The organism is Brevibacterium sp. 1718, from assembly GCF_051131255.1.
Classification (GTDB): Bacteria; Actinomycetota; Actinomycetes; order Actinomycetales; family Brevibacteriaceae; genus Brevibacterium; species Brevibacterium sediminis.
Genome location: NZ_CP186550.1, coordinates 1,801,003 through 1,814,958 on the forward strand (window position 1 = coordinate 1,801,003; position 13,956 = coordinate 1,814,958).

General features: G+C 64.5%; 15 protein-coding genes. 9 read left to right on the top strand and 6 right to left on the bottom strand.

What is annotated here, in order from left to right; translation table 11 throughout:
- Positions 1-2: 2 nt before the first annotated feature.
- Positions 3-1,124 (top strand): succinyldiaminopimelate transaminase, encoded by a 1,122-nt coding sequence (gene dapC, locus ACOZ9V_RS08055; protein WP_434595027.1) that lies wholly within the window; start codon positions 3-5, stop codon positions 1,122-1,124.
- Positions 1,125-1,358: 234 nt separating this feature from the next.
- A complete protein-coding gene (locus ACOZ9V_RS08060) occupies positions 1,359-2,642 on the top strand; it encodes a citrate synthase (protein WP_434595029.1) in 1,284 nt (427 codons plus the stop codon).
- A 609-nt stretch (positions 2,643-3,251) separates the two neighbouring features.
- Here ACOZ9V_RS08060 and dapD read toward each other — a convergent pair.
- Positions 3,252-4,196 carry a 2,3,4,5-tetrahydropyridine-2,6-dicarboxylate N-succinyltransferase gene (gene dapD, locus ACOZ9V_RS08065; RefSeq protein WP_139907645.1) on the bottom strand — a complete coding sequence of 315 codons (945 nt, stop codon included), beginning with the start codon at positions 4,194-4,196 and terminating at the stop codon, positions 3,252-3,254.
- A 41-nt stretch (positions 4,197-4,237) separates the two neighbouring features.
- Between dapD and dapE the strand changes: the two genes are divergently transcribed.
- From dapE to ACOZ9V_RS08095, 6 genes are all read left to right on the top strand, one after another.
- Positions 4,238-5,404, top strand: a complete 1,167-nt coding sequence (gene dapE, locus ACOZ9V_RS08070; protein ID WP_172169109.1) for a succinyl-diaminopimelate desuccinylase — start codon at positions 4,238-4,240, stop codon at positions 5,402-5,404.
- 5 nt (positions 5,405-5,409) lie between these two features.
- The gene (locus ACOZ9V_RS08075; protein WP_172169112.1) at positions 5,410-6,273 is read left to right on the top strand and encodes a TIGR00730 family Rossman fold protein; all 864 of its coding nucleotides are present in this window, start codon (positions 5,410-5,412) and stop codon (positions 6,271-6,273) included.
- Positions 6,270-7,169: a dihydropteroate synthase gene (folP, locus tag ACOZ9V_RS08080; RefSeq protein WP_434595032.1), complete on the top strand. Its 900-nt coding sequence runs from the start codon at positions 6,270-6,272 to the stop codon at positions 7,167-7,169. Before ACOZ9V_RS08075 ends, folP begins: the two co-directional genes overlap by 4 nt.
- A 35-nt stretch (positions 7,170-7,204) precedes the next feature.
- The gene (locus ACOZ9V_RS08085; RefSeq protein WP_139466934.1) at positions 7,205-7,540 is read left to right on the top strand and encodes a DivIVA domain-containing protein; all 336 of its coding nucleotides are present in this window, start codon (positions 7,205-7,207) and stop codon (positions 7,538-7,540) included.
- Positions 7,537-8,772 (top strand): hypothetical protein, encoded by a 1,236-nt coding sequence (locus ACOZ9V_RS08090; RefSeq protein ID WP_139466935.1) that lies wholly within the window; start codon positions 7,537-7,539, stop codon positions 8,770-8,772. Before ACOZ9V_RS08085 ends, ACOZ9V_RS08090 begins: the two co-directional genes overlap by 4 nt.
- 141 nt (positions 8,773-8,913) lie before the next feature.
- The gene (locus ACOZ9V_RS08095) at positions 8,914-9,084 is read left to right on the top strand and encodes a DUF3117 domain-containing protein (protein WP_064485784.1); all 171 of its coding nucleotides are present in this window, start codon (positions 8,914-8,916) and stop codon (positions 9,082-9,084) included.
- A 79-nt stretch (positions 9,085-9,163) separates the two neighbouring features.
- Here ACOZ9V_RS08095 and ACOZ9V_RS08100 read toward each other — a convergent pair whose 3' ends face one another.
- Together ACOZ9V_RS08100 and ACOZ9V_RS08105 are read right to left on the bottom strand one after the other, a co-directional pair.
- Positions 9,164-9,799 (bottom strand): O-methyltransferase, encoded by a 636-nt coding sequence (locus ACOZ9V_RS08100; RefSeq protein WP_139466936.1) that lies wholly within the window; start codon positions 9,797-9,799, stop codon positions 9,164-9,166.
- Between the two features lie 36 nt (positions 9,800-9,835).
- Complete coding sequence (locus ACOZ9V_RS08105) at positions 9,836-10,168, bottom strand: MGMT family protein (RefSeq protein WP_139466937.1); 333 nt, start codon at positions 10,166-10,168, stop codon at positions 9,836-9,838.
- Positions 10,169-10,247: 79 nt separating this feature from the next.
- Here ACOZ9V_RS08105 and ACOZ9V_RS08110 point away from each other — a divergent pair, with 79 nt between their 5' ends.
- The gene (locus tag ACOZ9V_RS08110) at positions 10,248-10,703 is read left to right on the top strand and encodes a twin-arginine translocase TatA/TatE family subunit (protein WP_139466938.1); all 456 of its coding nucleotides are present in this window, start codon (positions 10,248-10,250) and stop codon (positions 10,701-10,703) included.
- Between the two features lie 85 nt (positions 10,704-10,788).
- On the opposite strand, the gene ACOZ9V_RS08115 is transcribed toward ACOZ9V_RS08110, so the two are convergent.
- The 3 genes from ACOZ9V_RS08115 to ACOZ9V_RS08125 form a co-directional block, all read right to left on the bottom strand.
- Positions 10,789-12,210, bottom strand: coding sequence for a polysaccharide deacetylase family protein (locus ACOZ9V_RS08115; RefSeq protein ID WP_139466939.1), 1,422 nt, complete (start codon positions 12,208-12,210; stop codon positions 10,789-10,791).
- Between the two features lie 4 nt (positions 12,211-12,214).
- Positions 12,215-13,336 carry an Mrp/NBP35 family ATP-binding protein gene (locus ACOZ9V_RS08120; RefSeq protein ID WP_181270429.1) on the bottom strand — a complete coding sequence of 374 codons (1,122 nt, stop codon included), beginning with the start codon at positions 13,334-13,336 and terminating at the stop codon, positions 12,215-12,217.
- Between the two features lie 69 nt (positions 13,337-13,405).
- Positions 13,406-13,954, bottom strand: coding sequence for a DUF1003 domain-containing protein (locus tag ACOZ9V_RS08125; RefSeq protein WP_229663902.1), 549 nt, complete (start codon positions 13,952-13,954; stop codon positions 13,406-13,408).
- Between the last annotated feature and the right edge of the window lie 2 nt (positions 13,955-13,956).

Genomic DNA, 13,956 nt, shown 5'->3' on the forward strand with positions numbered 1-13,956 from the left:
CGATGACGAACGCCTTCGGACTCAACCTCCCGGACTACCCTTGGGACCGGCTCACGGAATACCGCCACCGGGCCGCCGAGCATCCCGACGGAGTGTGTGACCTCTCCATCGGCACTCCGGTCGACCCCACCCCCGAGGTGATCCGGCGTGCGCTGTCGGACGCAGGGGATGCGCACGGCTACCCGACGACCGCCGGAACAGCACAGCTTCGGGAAGCCGTCGCCTGGTGGTACGAGAACTGGCATTCGGTTCAGCTCGATCCCGCCACGGAGATCCTGCCGACTGTGGGCTCGAAGGAGCTCGTAGCCTGGCTGCCGACCCTGTTGGGGCTGCGCGAGCGAGGACTGGCCGTCGCCTGTCCCTCCGCTGCCTACCCGACCTACGAGATGGGTGCGACGATCGCTGGTGTCGAATGCCGCCGTCTCGACGCCGCGCAGATCGTCGACGGGGAGGCATTGGACGGTGTCGGTCTGCTGTGGATCAACACGCCGAGCAACCCGACCGGTGAGGTCCTCGACGTCGACAACATCGCCGAGGTGGTTCGCCGTGCTCGTGCCGCCGGAGTCGTCGTCGCATCGGACGAATGCTACGGACTGCTCAATTGGGAATCCGATGAGCCGGCGCCGAGCGTACTTGCAGCCGCGGGGGAGTCGAATGCCGGTGTGCTGAGTGTGTACTCGATGTCGAAGCAGTCGAACCTCGCCGGCTACCGCGCGGCGTTCGTCGCCGGTGACGCCGAGCTCATCTCCGATCTCACCCGCTCACGCAAGCACGCGGGAATGATCGTGCCGTTCCCGATTCAGGAAGCCATGGTCGCCGGACTCCGCGACACCGAACACGTGCTGGCGCAGAAGGAGACCTACCGGTCACGACGCGAGCAGCTGCGAACTGGTCTCGAAGAGTACGGATTCCGCATCGACCATTCGACTGCTGGTCTCTACCTGTGGTCGACCGCGGACAAGAACTGCTGGGAGTCCCTGGCTGACCTTGCCGAACTCGGCATCGTGGCGGGTCCCGGAGAGTTCTACGGAGCGGCGGCTGCCGACCATGTGCGGATTGCGCTGACCGCCACCGACGAACGCATTCGAGCCGCGGCCGAGCGTCTTCGGGCCGCCGCGAGATGATTACGAGGGCGGGGCACGGTGCGAGGAAGTCGACGGTTTCCGAGCGTCCGCTAAGTTCCTGCTAAGACTTCATGCAGGGCGAAAAACTGTTATCTGCCCTGGTCAGACGTATTACCAGCCAGTAAATGAAGCGTGCAGTGATTTTCTGATTCCCGCAGTTGTCGGTAGTCTTTGAAAGAACTGTGCAAAACACCTCAGGAAGTTCTTGGGGTCGGTCAACGGTGAGGAGATCGAATGACTTCGGAGGCGAACCTCAGGATCGCTGATACGGAGCTGACACTGCCCGAGGTGTCAGCAACAGCGGGCAACAACGGATACCGTATCGGTTCTCTGCTCAAAGAGACCGGCGCGGTCACATACGATCCAGGGTTTGCCAACACTGCAACCACCTCGTCGTCCATCACCTACATCGATGGTGACAACGGTGAGCTGCAGTACCGCGGTTACCCGATCGAACAGCTCGCGGAACAGTCGAACTTCGTCGAAGTCTGCTACCTCCTCATCTACGGTGAGCTGCCGACTCAGGAACAGTACGATGCCTTCGACGCTCGCCTGCGCGGACACACCATCGTCCACGAGGACCTGCGGCGCTTCTTCCGAGCGTTCCCGTACGACGCTCATCCGATGCCTATGGTTGCAGCTGCCGTCGCGGCTTTGTCGACGTTCTACCAAGATGACCTCGATGTCTTTGACGAAGACCAGATCGACACCTCGTCGTTCCGTCTGCTCGCGAAGATGCCGACCATCGCGGCACTTGCGCATCGGAAGAACATGGGCCTGCCGGTCATCCACCCGGATAACTCGCTGAGCCTCGTGGAGAACTTCCTGCGAGTGAACTTCGGCGTTCCCGCTGAGGAATACGAACCGGATCCGCTGGCGGTCAAGGCCATGGATCAGCTGTTCATCCTCCACGCCGATCACGAGCAGAACTGCTCGACCTCGACGGTTCGCCTCGTCGGCTCGTCGCAGGCCAACGTGTTCCAGTCGATCTCGGCCGGCGTCAACGCCCTGGCCGGACCGCTGCACGGCGGCGCGAACTCCGCAGTGCTCGAGATGCTCGAGCAGATCGCGGCCTCCGAGGACGGACCGAAGAAGTTCATGGAACGCGTGAAGAACAAGGAAGACGGCGTCCGTCTCATGGGCTTCGGTCACCGCGTGTACAAGAACTACGATCCGCGCGCGAAGATCATCAAGAAGACGGCTGACGAGGTTCTCGCGCGGTCCGGCGGCGACCCGCTGCTCGAACTGGCTCAGCAGCTCGAAGAGATCGCGCTGGCCGACGACTACTTCGTCGAGCGCAAGCTCTACCCGAACGTCGACTTCTACACGGGCCTCATCTACAAGGCTCTCGGATTCCCGACGAATATGTTCACCGTGCTCTTCTCGGTCGGTCGCCTGCCCGGCTGGATCGCCCAGTGGCGCGAGATGATCAAGGACCCCGAGACGAAGATCGGCCGTCCCCGACAGATCTACACGGGCGAATACAACCGGAACTACAAGGACATCAGCGAACGCTGAGTCCCAGCGGACGCAACGGCGTCGGAGCAGATTCGTCTGCCCGGCGCCGTTGTGCATTCACCTGCCCGGCACAGTCGTAACTGCCCAGGTCCGTCCCGCGCCGCTGCCCTTTCCCCCGCACCGGCTGCGCTGTTCCGCGCTGCCCTTTTCACAGGTGCATTTCTCCGGCAGGCCTCCCGTCGCCAACATGTCCTCAGCGTGGGCCTTCGTTCGCCATCCCGCACCGGTAGTGCCACTATGCGCCGGTGGTGGCTTCTCCTACACGTGCTTGGGCATGCGTCACCGTTGGTGCCACAACCTCCTGCAGGAACGGGGCGTTATGGCACGCGCGAGATGTTTTGCCTCAAGCGGAGTGATTTGCGACGAGCCATGGTGGATGCATGCTCGCAGGCGAGGCAGATGCGTGCGTGTTCGCTAGGACTGCAGCGATGGGGCGCGTTATCGGAGGAGTGAATGCGCTGAGGGCGCGTCCACATGATGTGAACGCGCCCTTGGCTGCTCTTCGCAGGCGATTCGGCTTCCGCCTCACCGTCAACAAGGTGCCCTCATCTTTCCAGCGAACGGCAGGTCGGTCGATGAGACCCGTTTCGCCGGTCGCCGGAGGCTGACTCAGTGGAGGTCGGGGTTGAGCTCGATGCCCTTTGAGTCGCGAGCGATCGCCTCGACGGTGCCGGTGACCGAATTGCGGCGGAAAAGGATGTTGTTCTTCCCGCTGAGCTCGGCGGCCTTGACCACGGCATCGTCTTCGCCAGGGACCGTCACGCGAGTGCCTGCAGTGATGTAGAGACCGGCTTCGACGATGCAGTCATCGCCGATGGAGATGCCGACACCGGCGTTCGCGCCGAGGAGGCTGCCCGAGCCGATGGAGATGCGGTGCGTGCCGCCGCCGGAGAGCGTACCCATGATTGAGGCTCCGCCGCCGATATCCGAGCCGTCTCCGACGACGACGCCCTGGGAGATGCGGCCTTCGACCATGGCCGAACCGAGCGTCCCGGCATTGAAGTTCACGAAGCCTTCGTGCATGACGGTGGTGCCGGGAGCAAGGTGAGCGCCGAGGCGGACACGGTCGGCGTCGGCGATGCGCACGCCGGAGGGGATGACGAAGTCCGTCATCCGCGGGAACTTGTCGAGCCCGTACACGGCAACAGGGCCGCGGGCGAGGAGCTTGGCGCGAGTGGCCTCGAAGTCCTCGGGGGAGCAGGCGCCGAAGGAGGTCCACACGACATTGGCGATATGGCCGAAGATTCCGTCGAGGTTGACGTCGTTGGGGGTCACGACGCGGTGGGACAGTGCGTGCAGACGCAGGTAGGCGTCGGCCGCCGAGGCGGGACCGGCGTCGAGATCGATCGTGGTGGTGACGACCTCTGAGCGGGTGCCGCGAGCCTCATCGGTGCCCTCCAGGGCGTCGAGACCGTCGTCGGCGGCGCGAGCGGTGGCGGCCGCCTCGGCGGTGTCGTGGGTATCGCCGGTGCTCAGTACCGGGTACCAGACGGAGAGGACGGTGTCGGAATGGATCGTGGCGAGTCCACGTGCGGAAACGATGCGTTCTGTCATGCCTCAAGCCTAGACGGTGGCGCCGTACTAGGCTAAGAGACATGACTGTCGATCCATCTGCTGAGACTGATGCCATATTCGCGCCCGTCGGCGACCTCGGCGAGTACCTGTTCGCCGCGGTGGGTGACCCGGCCGAACTCACCGGCCGACTGTGCGCCATCGAATCCGTGTCCGGGAACGAAACCGTCCTCGCCGATGCCGTCGTCGCTGTGCTGGAGAGGATCAGCGCGGGTCCGGGACCGGACCTGGAGATCCTCCGCGACGGAGACACCGTCATCGCTCGCACGAACCTGGGGCTGGCCGAGCGCATCGTCGTCGCCGGCCACCTCGACACCGTTCCCGTCGAAGACAACCTTCCGCCCGTACGCACCCACATGTCCGGAGACGACTACCCCGATGATGAGGTCATCTGGGGGCGGGGTGCCTGCGATATGAAGGCCGGAGTGGCGATGCAGCTGTCCACCGCGGCCGCGCTGACCAGTCCGAACCGCGATGTCACTTGGGTCTTCTACGACCATGAGGAGGTCGATGCCTCACTCAACGGACTCGGCCGCGTCTCCCGCAACCATCCCGATTGGCTGGCCGGTGACTTCGCGATCCTCGGCGAACCCTCGAACGCCTCCGTCGAAGGCGGCTGCAACGGAACCATCCGCGTCGACGTCACCACCACCGGAGTCCGGGCCCACTCGGCCCGTGCTTTCATGGGTGTCAACGCCATCCATGCTGCCGCCGAGATCCTCACCCGGCTCGCCGAATTCGAGACGGGCACCGTCACGGTCGATGGGCTCGACTACCGCGAATCCCTGTCCGCCGTGAACATCCGCGGGGGAGTCGCCGGCAACGTCGTGCCCGACGAGTGCGTGGTGTCCGTGAACTACCGCTTCGCTCCGAGCAAGTCGGCCGCCGAGGCGGAATCCTTCCTGCGCGAGCTCTTCACCGGATTCGACGTCGTCGTCACCGATGCCGCCGAGGGGGCCCGCCCCGGACTCGACCGGGCGATCGCCCAGGACTTCATCGACACCCTCGGTCTGTCCCCGGCACCGAAGCTCGGCTGGACGGATGTGTCCAGGTTCAGCGCCCTCGGCGTTCCGGCGGTGAATTTCGGTCCCGGCAACCCTCTGTACGCCCATAAGTCGGACGAGCATGTGAGAGTCACCGAGGTGGAACAGGCCACCGCAACTCTGCGCAGCTACCTTCAGGGCCGGTGAACGAGATGACCAGAGCGACAGACGACGTCGATGGCGAGCTTTCGAGTGCTCCCGGGCGCCTTTCCGCCGACGATCAGACAGGCGACCGGGGAGACGACCCAACAGGTGACCCGGGCTTCTACAGCAAGGGCCCGCTGAGGCTGAGCGGTGACCAGGTGCCGGCGACGACGACGGACCAGCGCCTCCTCGAATCGAAGTCGGGCACCGACTGGGTGCATGAGGACCCGTGGCGTGTCATGCGCATCCAAGCCGAGTTCGTCGAAGGATTCGGCTCGCTGGCCGAGATCGGACCGGCAGTGTCCATCTTCGGCTCAGCCCGTCTGAAAGCCGGCACCCAGGCCTATGCGGACACCCGCGAGATCGCTCGCCGCATCGCCGAGAACGGTAATGCGATCATCACCGGCGGGGGACCCGGAATCATGGAGGCCGGCAACCTCGGTGCCTGCGAGGGCGGGGGAGTGTCCATCGGGCTGGGCATCGAGCTGCCCTTCGAGACCGGACTCAACCAGCATGTCGAACTCGGCGTGAACTTCCGCTACTTCTTCGTCCGCAAGACCATGTTCCTCAAATACTCGCGCGGATTCGTCGTCATGCCCGGAGGCCTGGGCACTCTGGACGAGCTGTTCGAAGCCTTCACCATGGTCCAGACCGGCAAGATCACCTCATTCCCGATCGTGCTTTTCGGGACCGACTACTGGCGCGGGCTCGTCGACTGGATGCAGAACACCCTGCTGGCCGCAGGGACGATCAGCGAAACAGACCTGAACATGTTCACCCTCACCGATGACATCGACGAAGTCGTCGCCGCGATCGGACCGGGACACGGCCAGGACTCGGCCGCGGCGAATCCTGCGAACGGTCGACCATGAGGGGCGACATCTCATCAGTGCCGGAGGGCGAACGGTTCGATCTGGCCCGGGCTCGGCCCGGAACCCCGGCGATCATGGCCGTGATCAACCGCACCACAGATTCGTTCTACGAATCCGCCGCCACCCTCGACGAGGCGATCACGGCGGTGGAGGCGGCCGCCTCGGCGGGTGCTCAGATCGTCGATATCGGGGGAGTGCGCGCCGGCCGCGGACGGGAGATCTCCGTGGCCGAGGAGATCGACCGCGTGTGCCCGACCATCGAAGCAGTCGCAAGGTCCCACCCGCACGTGCTCATCAGCGTCGACACCTGGCGCCATGAAGTGGCCGAGGCTGCCTGCAGGGCCGGTGCGGGACTGCTCAACGACACCTGGGCCGGGATCGACCCGAAGCTCGCCGAGGTGGCCGCCCGACATGATGTCGGCATCGTCTGCTCCCACACAGGGGGGGTGGATCCGCGCACCGACGCCCACCGCAACCGCTATGGCCTAAAGGCCGGTGACGTCGTCGATTCCACCTTGGCAGGCGTCATCGACCTCGCCGAGGCGGCGCGTGCAGCAGGGGTGCGCGAAGACCGGATCATCATCGATCCCACTCCCGACTTCGGGAAGAACACGTACCACTCGCTTCGTCTGCTGCGTGAACTCGACCGATTCGCCGCCACCGGCTATCCGGTGCTGCTGGCGATCTCACGCAAGGATTTCGTCGGTGAGGCCATCGGTGAGGTCGCCCCGTCGGACCGGCTGTACGGAACGATCGCCGCGACCGCGCTGGCCGTCGAGAAGGGAGCGGCGATGATCCGCACCCACGATGTCAGGGCCACTGCCGACGCCATCGACGTGACCGTGGCGATCACCGGCGAAGCGGCGCCGAGACACACCGTGCGCGGACTGCGCTGAGCCTTCCGTGCAGGCGCCTATGCGAAAATGGGGGCATGCCTCTGTGGATTGTCATCGGTGTCGCAGCTGCGGTCTTCGTCCTCGTATTCGTCGTCGCAGCGACCTTCAACGTCTTCTCCTCCGAAACCGTCGACGAGGCCGAAGAGAGCTGGACCGGGCTGCCGGCGGAGTTCACCGTCAAGGACCTGGAATCGGTGCGGTTCCGGCCCGCGCTGCGCGGCTACCGGATGGAAGACGTCGACGCGGCCATGGCGATGCTGCGGGCACGCCTGAGCGAACTCGAAACCGCAGCCGCCCCCGCCGAGGCGGCATCGCCCACCAGACCGACAACCTCACCTGACGGACCGGAAACGGCTGCCGGACCACGATGAGCCGCCCCGCAGACCTCCCCGGAATCACCCTCGCCCCCGAAGTCTTCGACTCCTCCCGTTTCAGCCGCCTCGGCGCACTGTTCATGGCTCTGCCCGTGTGGCTGCAGGCCGTGGCAGTGTACTTCGCCTCCCGCGTCGTGAGCATGTCGATCTTCGCCGCAGTCCTCAAACGGCAGGACCCGGCGAACTGGTCGTCGTCGCCTGTGACGACGACGCTCAATGACTTCCTCAACTTCTGGGACGGCGGCTGGTACGGGCGCGTCGCCGATGAGGGCTATCCCCGCATCCTGCCCGTCGACGAATCCGGAGCGGTCGCGGAGAACCAGTGGGCGTTTTATCCGCTGCACCCCTCGATCGTGTCCACTCTGGCCGACCTCACGGGGCTGAGCTACGAAGTCATCTCGCCGATCGTGTCCACGATCGCGGCCGGTCTGGCCTCGATCGTCATCCTCCACCTCTTCCGGAAGTACGTCGATGCCGGTCAGGCGCTGATGGGCCTAGCGCTCGTGATGTTCTTCCCACCGGCCGCGATCTTCTCCACCGGCTATGCCGAATCACTGACCCTCCTGCTGCAGGCGTCGGCGCTGTTCCTCGTCGTCGAACGCCGCTATCTCACGGCGATCCCGGTCGTCGTCTTCATGGATCTGTCGCGGCCGATCGGCGTGGCGTTCTCGTTCTTCATGCTCTTCCACCTCATCGACCGCTTCCTCCGCCGCCGCAGCGATCCGTATCCGACCGGCGAGGTGATCCGGTCCTGGGCCCTGGGTGTGCTCTCCTGCGCAGCGGCCCTCATCCACCCGGTCCATGCCTGGTGGGCAACCGGATCGCTGACGGCCTATACCGACACCGAGGCGGCCTGGCACACCGGCGAGACCACGTTCGTCGTCCAGTGGGTGGCTCGGTCGATCAGCCTCATCGGTCCGCTCGGTCCGGTGCTGCTCGTCATCGTCGTCGCCGGAATGCTCGCGTTGATCTTCTCCCCGGCGGGAGCGCATATGGGACGGACACTGCAGCTGTTCTGCCTCGGGTACGGCCTGTATCTGCTCATCTTCTTCAATCCGCAGACCTCCACCCTGCGTCTGCTGCTGCCGTTGTTCCCGCTGGCCCTGACGTTGTCGCTGGTGCGCTCACGAGGCTATCGGGCCGCGATGCTGGTGGCCTATATCCTGCTTCAGATCGTATGGGTCGCCTACCTGTGGCACTTCACTCCGCCGGCCGATCTGCCGCCGTGATCGCCTGCTGATCTGCCCCCGTCACCGTCCGTTGGGCGGGAGAGTTACCGGGAACGCGCGGATCATGGAATAATCGTAGGTACATCATTCGGTCCACCTGGTGTGAACCGTCTTTGAATGACAACGGAAGGAAGAGCCCATATGGCAGCCCAGAAACCCCGCACCGGCGACGGACCTCTGGAAGTGACCGAAGAAGGCCGAAGCATGGTGATGCGGCTTCCAGTCGAAGGCGGAGGCCGTCTGGTGATCGAACTCAGCAGAGATGAAGCCACCGGACTCCACGACACTCTCGCCCAGACGCTGGGGCTCTGAGCCGACGGCCGCAGAACACGGCCGGACGGAGACGCACGAACAGCAGAGACTTACCTGTAAGTCTCTGCTGTTGTTGCATTCACCGGGTCTTCTGCAGCAGCAGCAGCCCTTCTCCGATGGGCAGCAGAACCCGTTCGAGGTGCTCCTGTTCGGCGATGCGGTTGAGCATGCTCCGTGCCGCCTGAGTCCGGGGACTGCGATCGACGGGATCGGCGACGGCGCCCTTGAGCAGAGTCTTGTGGATGACCAGCAGGCCCTGGGCATCGAGCAGGCGGAGAGAGGGTTGGATCATCCTCTCAAGGCTGCCCGGCTCCACGTCGATGAAGACCATGTCATAGGCCGAAGGCGCGAGACGTTTGAGCACCTCTTCGGCTCGACCGCTCATCAGACGCAATCGCCCCGGCCGGATTCCTGCCATGTCGGCGAGGTCACGAGCTGCGCTCTGGGTCGTCGAATTCGTGTCGATCGACGTCAGTATCCCGGCGGTCGGCATCCCGCGCAGAAGTGACAGCGTCGACGTTCCCACACCGGTGCCGACCTCGACGGCCGCGACCGGTGTGAGCAGTCGGGCCAGCAGCGTCAGCGTCCTCGCCGTGGTCTGCGACACCGGTGCGATCCCGAACTCATGAGAGTGGGTGCGAGCGGCGTCGAGCAGCGGATCGGGACCGTTGTACTGTTCCGAGAAGGTGAGATCACCTGCATTTTCGCGTGCCAACCGGCCCCTCCCTTCTGGTGCTGAGTTCTCCCAAGTCTAACTGCAATCGGGGTCGATTCCTTGGTTGCGCCACAGTCGATCGAGTTCATCGACTTCGAGGAATGCCGCGCGTTCGACCCGCTCATGTGAATGCGGTGTGCCCTCCTCTTCCCAGTGGATGCGGGCGCGGGCGAAGATCTCGGGCGGCAGGATCCCGGCCGCGTTGACGACTCGCCACCAAGTGACGTTCGATCCGAATTCCCTCATCACCCGTCCGACATAGCGGGGTGAGCAGTCGGCAACGGCGCCGACTGTCCCGTAGGCGACGACGCGTGCGGCGGGTACGAGTTCGATGATGCGCAGCACCCGTTCGACTGCTATCTCGTCCACTGCACCTCCCGGAAGCGGGATGTCGAACCTGAGCTGACCATGAGTCGATGCTACCGCCGTCCACGGTAGACTTGAGACCATGTTCGGTATCAACGGCACCGAAATGGTGATTCTGGTCGTTGTGGCGTTGGTCGTCATCGGACCCAAACGCCTACCCGAATACGCTCAGAAGCTGCGGGACTTCGTGCGGCAGATGCGTCGCATGGCCGAAGGCGCGAAAGACAGCGTCCGACGCGATTTCGGCGACGACTTCAAGGACGTGGACTGGCAGAAGCTCGATCCGCGCCAGTACGATCCCCGCCGCATCGTACGTGAGGCACTCGTCGAAGAGGATGCAGCCATCCGCGAGTCCAAACGTCAGGAACGGGCCTCTGAAGAATTGTCATCCGCTGAGTCCTCCGGTGCTGCCCTGTCCACTGAGACCGACACCGGGGCGACCCCTACCCGGGAGAAATCACCCATCGAACGGTTCCAAGCTCAGATCGACCAGCGCGACCGTTCCGCTGCGGCACCGTTCGACCCCGAAGCCACCTGAGCCGCCCCCGGAACCCACCTGGGGTTGGGGCCGACGGCGTCTGTTGGGAATGTTGCATTCCCACCTCCGTGCAAGCGTCAGTGGCTCAGTTCTTCATCACCGCGGGATGTTCGGGATTCGAGCACAGCTCATCGCCGTAGCCGCGGCAGAAGTACGACCCGCCCTTCTTCCATTCGATCCCGGAGAAGAGCTCGCGCACGGTCACTGCGTAGAGGCCCTTGTCCGCCACGGCCGAGAACACCTCCCGAGCCGCCTTCGCGGTCGACGGATGAATGGAATGCATGAGCACGATTGATCCGGGCCTGGTCAGAGACTGCACACGTCGGACCGTCTTCTTCGCATCTCTGTGCTGCCAATCTCCGGTATCGACGTCCCATATGATCGCAGGGCCACCCAGAGCATGTGCTGCGCGTTTGTCGAGGGCACCGTACGGGGGACGGACGAGAGGTTCGTCCTTCACTCCGACCGATCGCAGTGATCTGTCCGTCCGGTCGAGCTCTCTGCGGATCGTCGCCGAGGAGGTCTTGTCCATCTGGACATGCGAAAACGTGTGATCGTCGACTTCATGGCCGGCGGAGATGATGCGCTCGGCCACTTCGGGGAAGGCAACCGTGTTCTTCCCGAGGAAGAAGTAGGTCAGACGGATGTTCGCCTCATCGGCTGCGTCGAGGATCGTCTGTTCGGTCTTCGCCTCTCCGGGACCGTCGTCATAGGTCAGCGCCACACAGGGCAGCAGCGCGCAGGAGAAGTCGGGGGAGCGCAGATCAAACGGCTGCGGCAGTTCGAGACTGCTGTGCAGCGCCTTCTGGACACGGACGCCGATGGAGGACAGATCGGTGTCGGAGACGGCATCGTCATTGATCGTCAGCGTGCCGGTGTCATCGGCTCCGACGGCGGCCGGGTCGACCGGTGCGGCGAAGAGCCGGCGGGCATTGACTGTGCTGTCGTGGGCGAGATCGGTCAGCAGCAGCCTTGTCTGCGGATGCGGCGACTGAACATCGATTGCGGTCACGACGAATTTCCCGCCGCTTGCCAACACCCGAGTGCTGATGTCCACAGCACGCGGGTCGACTCGAGACGCAGGAGCGTCATCGATGCTGGTCTGGGCTGGTGTGAAAGCCGTCGCCGGCCACCTGTGGACAGGGGCTGTCTGAACGGGGTCGAAGGCAGCGCGGTCGGCGAAGCCTCCGGAACCGTCGATGAGAGACAGCACATGTTCTTCGATCGCCGCATTCAACGAGGCGGCCGTGGGCAGACCGAAGGTGTGGACGTCCAGTCGCGGCGTGCGTTCGTCTGAGACGAGCGCGTAGCTGCGCAGCACTGCGGAGAGAGCGTCCCGGTTCTCGGCGGCGATCGTTCGCTGCGCGGATTCCACCGGCCGTCCGGGGGTGGGGTCATCTCGAAGAGCAGTGACGACAGCTCCGGCCAAGAGGACGAGAGTGGTCAGAGCGCTGAGGCCGACGAAGGCAGAGTAGACGAGGGTATCGCGAGGGGAGAGAGGAGACACCGACTCAGACCGGGCTCAGTCCCAAGGACCTGCCGGACAGGCCGCGACTGCGTCGCCGCAGCGACTCCGCAAGGGTGTCGAAAGCCCTCGCCGCAGGCGAATCTGGACCGCCGAGCACGACCGGGGTACCCGCGTCCGAACCTTCCCGCAGACGAGTGTCCAAGGGGATCTGGGCGAGCAGTGGAACCTCCTGGTCGAGGGCGGCGGCGAGGTTCTCGGCCACGCTGGCACCTCCGCCGGAGCCGAACACCTCCATCCGAGTGCCGTCGGGCATCTCCATCCATGACATGTTCTCGATGACTCCTGCCAACGTCTGCTTCGTCTGTGTGGCGATGGATCCCGCACGTTCGGCGACTTGGGCGGCCGCCGACTGCGGTGTGGTGACGACGAGGAGCTCGGATCCGGGCAGCAGCTGAGCCACGGAGATCGCAATATCACCTGTGCCGGGAGGCAGATCCAGCAGCAGCACGTCGAGGTCGCCCCAGAACACATCGGTGAGAAACTGCTGCAGAGCGCGATGGAGCATGGGACCGCGCCAGACGACGGCCTGGCTCGGCGGGACGAACATGCCGATGCTCATCACCTTCACGTCATGGGCGACCTGGGGCAGGATCATCTCATCGACTCGGGTCGGCTTGCCGGAGAGACCGAGCATACCGGGGATGGAGAAGCCGTAGATATCGGCATCGACGATGCCGACACGCAGGCCCTTGTCCGCCAGGGACACGGCGAGGTTCGCGGTCACCGACGACTTTCCGACTCCGCCTTTTCCGGACGCGATGGCATAGACCTTCGTCAGCGATTCCGGGCGATTGAAGGGGATATCGCGGGTGCCGGAGCCCTGCAGCTTCTCCTTCATCTCCTTGCGCTGTTCGGGGGTCATCGTGCCCAGAACGACAGCCACCTCGGCGACCCCGTCGACACCGGCCACCGCAGCCTTGGTGTCTTTGGTGATCGTGTCCTTCAGCGGGCACCCGGCGATCGTGAGGAGAACTGTGACGGTGACCTTGCCGCCTTCGATCACGATCGACTCGACCATATCGAGTTCGACGATGCTGCGGCGGATCTCAGGGTCGATGACCCCGGTCAGCGCCTCTCTCACGGCGTCCTCAGAGGGACCAGTCATGCCCACGTCCTTTCCTTCCCGGAACAGTGCTCCCGGGCCCTCAACACTACCGCTTCGGCGGTCGTCTCGTCATCCGCCTCGAGGGCCGCCTCGGCGCTTTTCGGAGGCCCGGGGATCGACCTTGTCGGTCCCGTTTTCGTCCTGTCTCTCCTCCTCGAGCTCCTTGAGCAGATCCTTGAGCTCGGAGCGGATGAAGTCACGAGTGGCGACCTCGCGCATGGCGATGCGCAGCGCCGCCACCTCTCGTGCGAGGTACTCGGTGTCGGCCAGGTTGCGTTCGGCGCGCTGCCGATCGTGTTCGAACTCGACGCGGTCCCGGTCGGTGCTGCGGTTCTCCGCGAGCAGGATCAACGGCGCGGCATAGGAGGCCTGAAGGGACAGGATGAGGGTCAACAGGGTGAAGTTGAGCGATCGCGGGTCGAACTGCCACGATTCCGGCAGCAGGGTATTCCACAGCAGCCACACCGCACAGAACACCGTCATCCCGACGAGGAACGCGGGAGTGCCCATGAACCGAGCGAAGGCCTCGGCTCCGCGTCCGAAGGTCTCGGGGGAGACGGTGAAGCTCGGCAGTCGGCGCTTGCTCGACCGCGGGATCTCGAAATCATCGACGGCCATAT

Bases quoted from the DNA above. Each gene is read 5' to 3' on its own strand.
- folP (WP_434595032.1), top strand. From the start codon at position 6,270: ATGAGGGGCGACATCTCATCAGTGCCGGAGGGCGAACGGTTCGATCTG.
- ACOZ9V_RS08120 (WP_181270429.1), bottom strand. From the start codon at position 13,336: ATGACTGGTCCCTCTGAGGACGCCGTGAGAGAGGCGCTGACCGGGGTC.
- dapC (WP_434595027.1), top strand. From the start codon at position 3: ATGACGAACGCCTTCGGACTCAACCTCCCGGACTACCCTTGGGACCGG.
- ACOZ9V_RS08085 (WP_139466934.1), top strand. From the start codon at position 7,205: ATGCCTCTGTGGATTGTCATCGGTGTCGCAGCTGCGGTCTTCGTCCTC.
- ACOZ9V_RS08110 (WP_139466938.1), top strand. From the start codon at position 10,248: ATGTTCGGTATCAACGGCACCGAAATGGTGATTCTGGTCGTTGTGGCG.
- dapE (WP_172169109.1), top strand. From the start codon at position 4,238: ATGACTGTCGATCCATCTGCTGAGACTGATGCCATATTCGCGCCCGTC.
- ACOZ9V_RS08075 (WP_172169112.1), top strand. From the start codon at position 5,410: ATGACCAGAGCGACAGACGACGTCGATGGCGAGCTTTCGAGTGCTCCC.
- ACOZ9V_RS08060 (WP_434595029.1), top strand. From the start codon at position 1,359: ATGACTTCGGAGGCGAACCTCAGGATCGCTGATACGGAGCTGACACTG.
- ACOZ9V_RS08125 (WP_229663902.1), bottom strand. From the start codon at position 13,954: ATGGCCGTCGATGATTTCGAGATCCCGCGGTCGAGCAAGCGCCGACTG.
- ACOZ9V_RS08095 (WP_064485784.1), top strand. From the start codon at position 8,914: ATGGCAGCCCAGAAACCCCGCACCGGCGACGGACCTCTGGAAGTGACC.
- dapD (WP_139907645.1), bottom strand. From the start codon at position 4,196: ATGACAGAACGCATCGTTTCCGCACGTGGACTCGCCACGATCCATTCC.
- ACOZ9V_RS08090 (WP_139466935.1), top strand. From the start codon at position 7,537: ATGAGCCGCCCCGCAGACCTCCCCGGAATCACCCTCGCCCCCGAAGTC.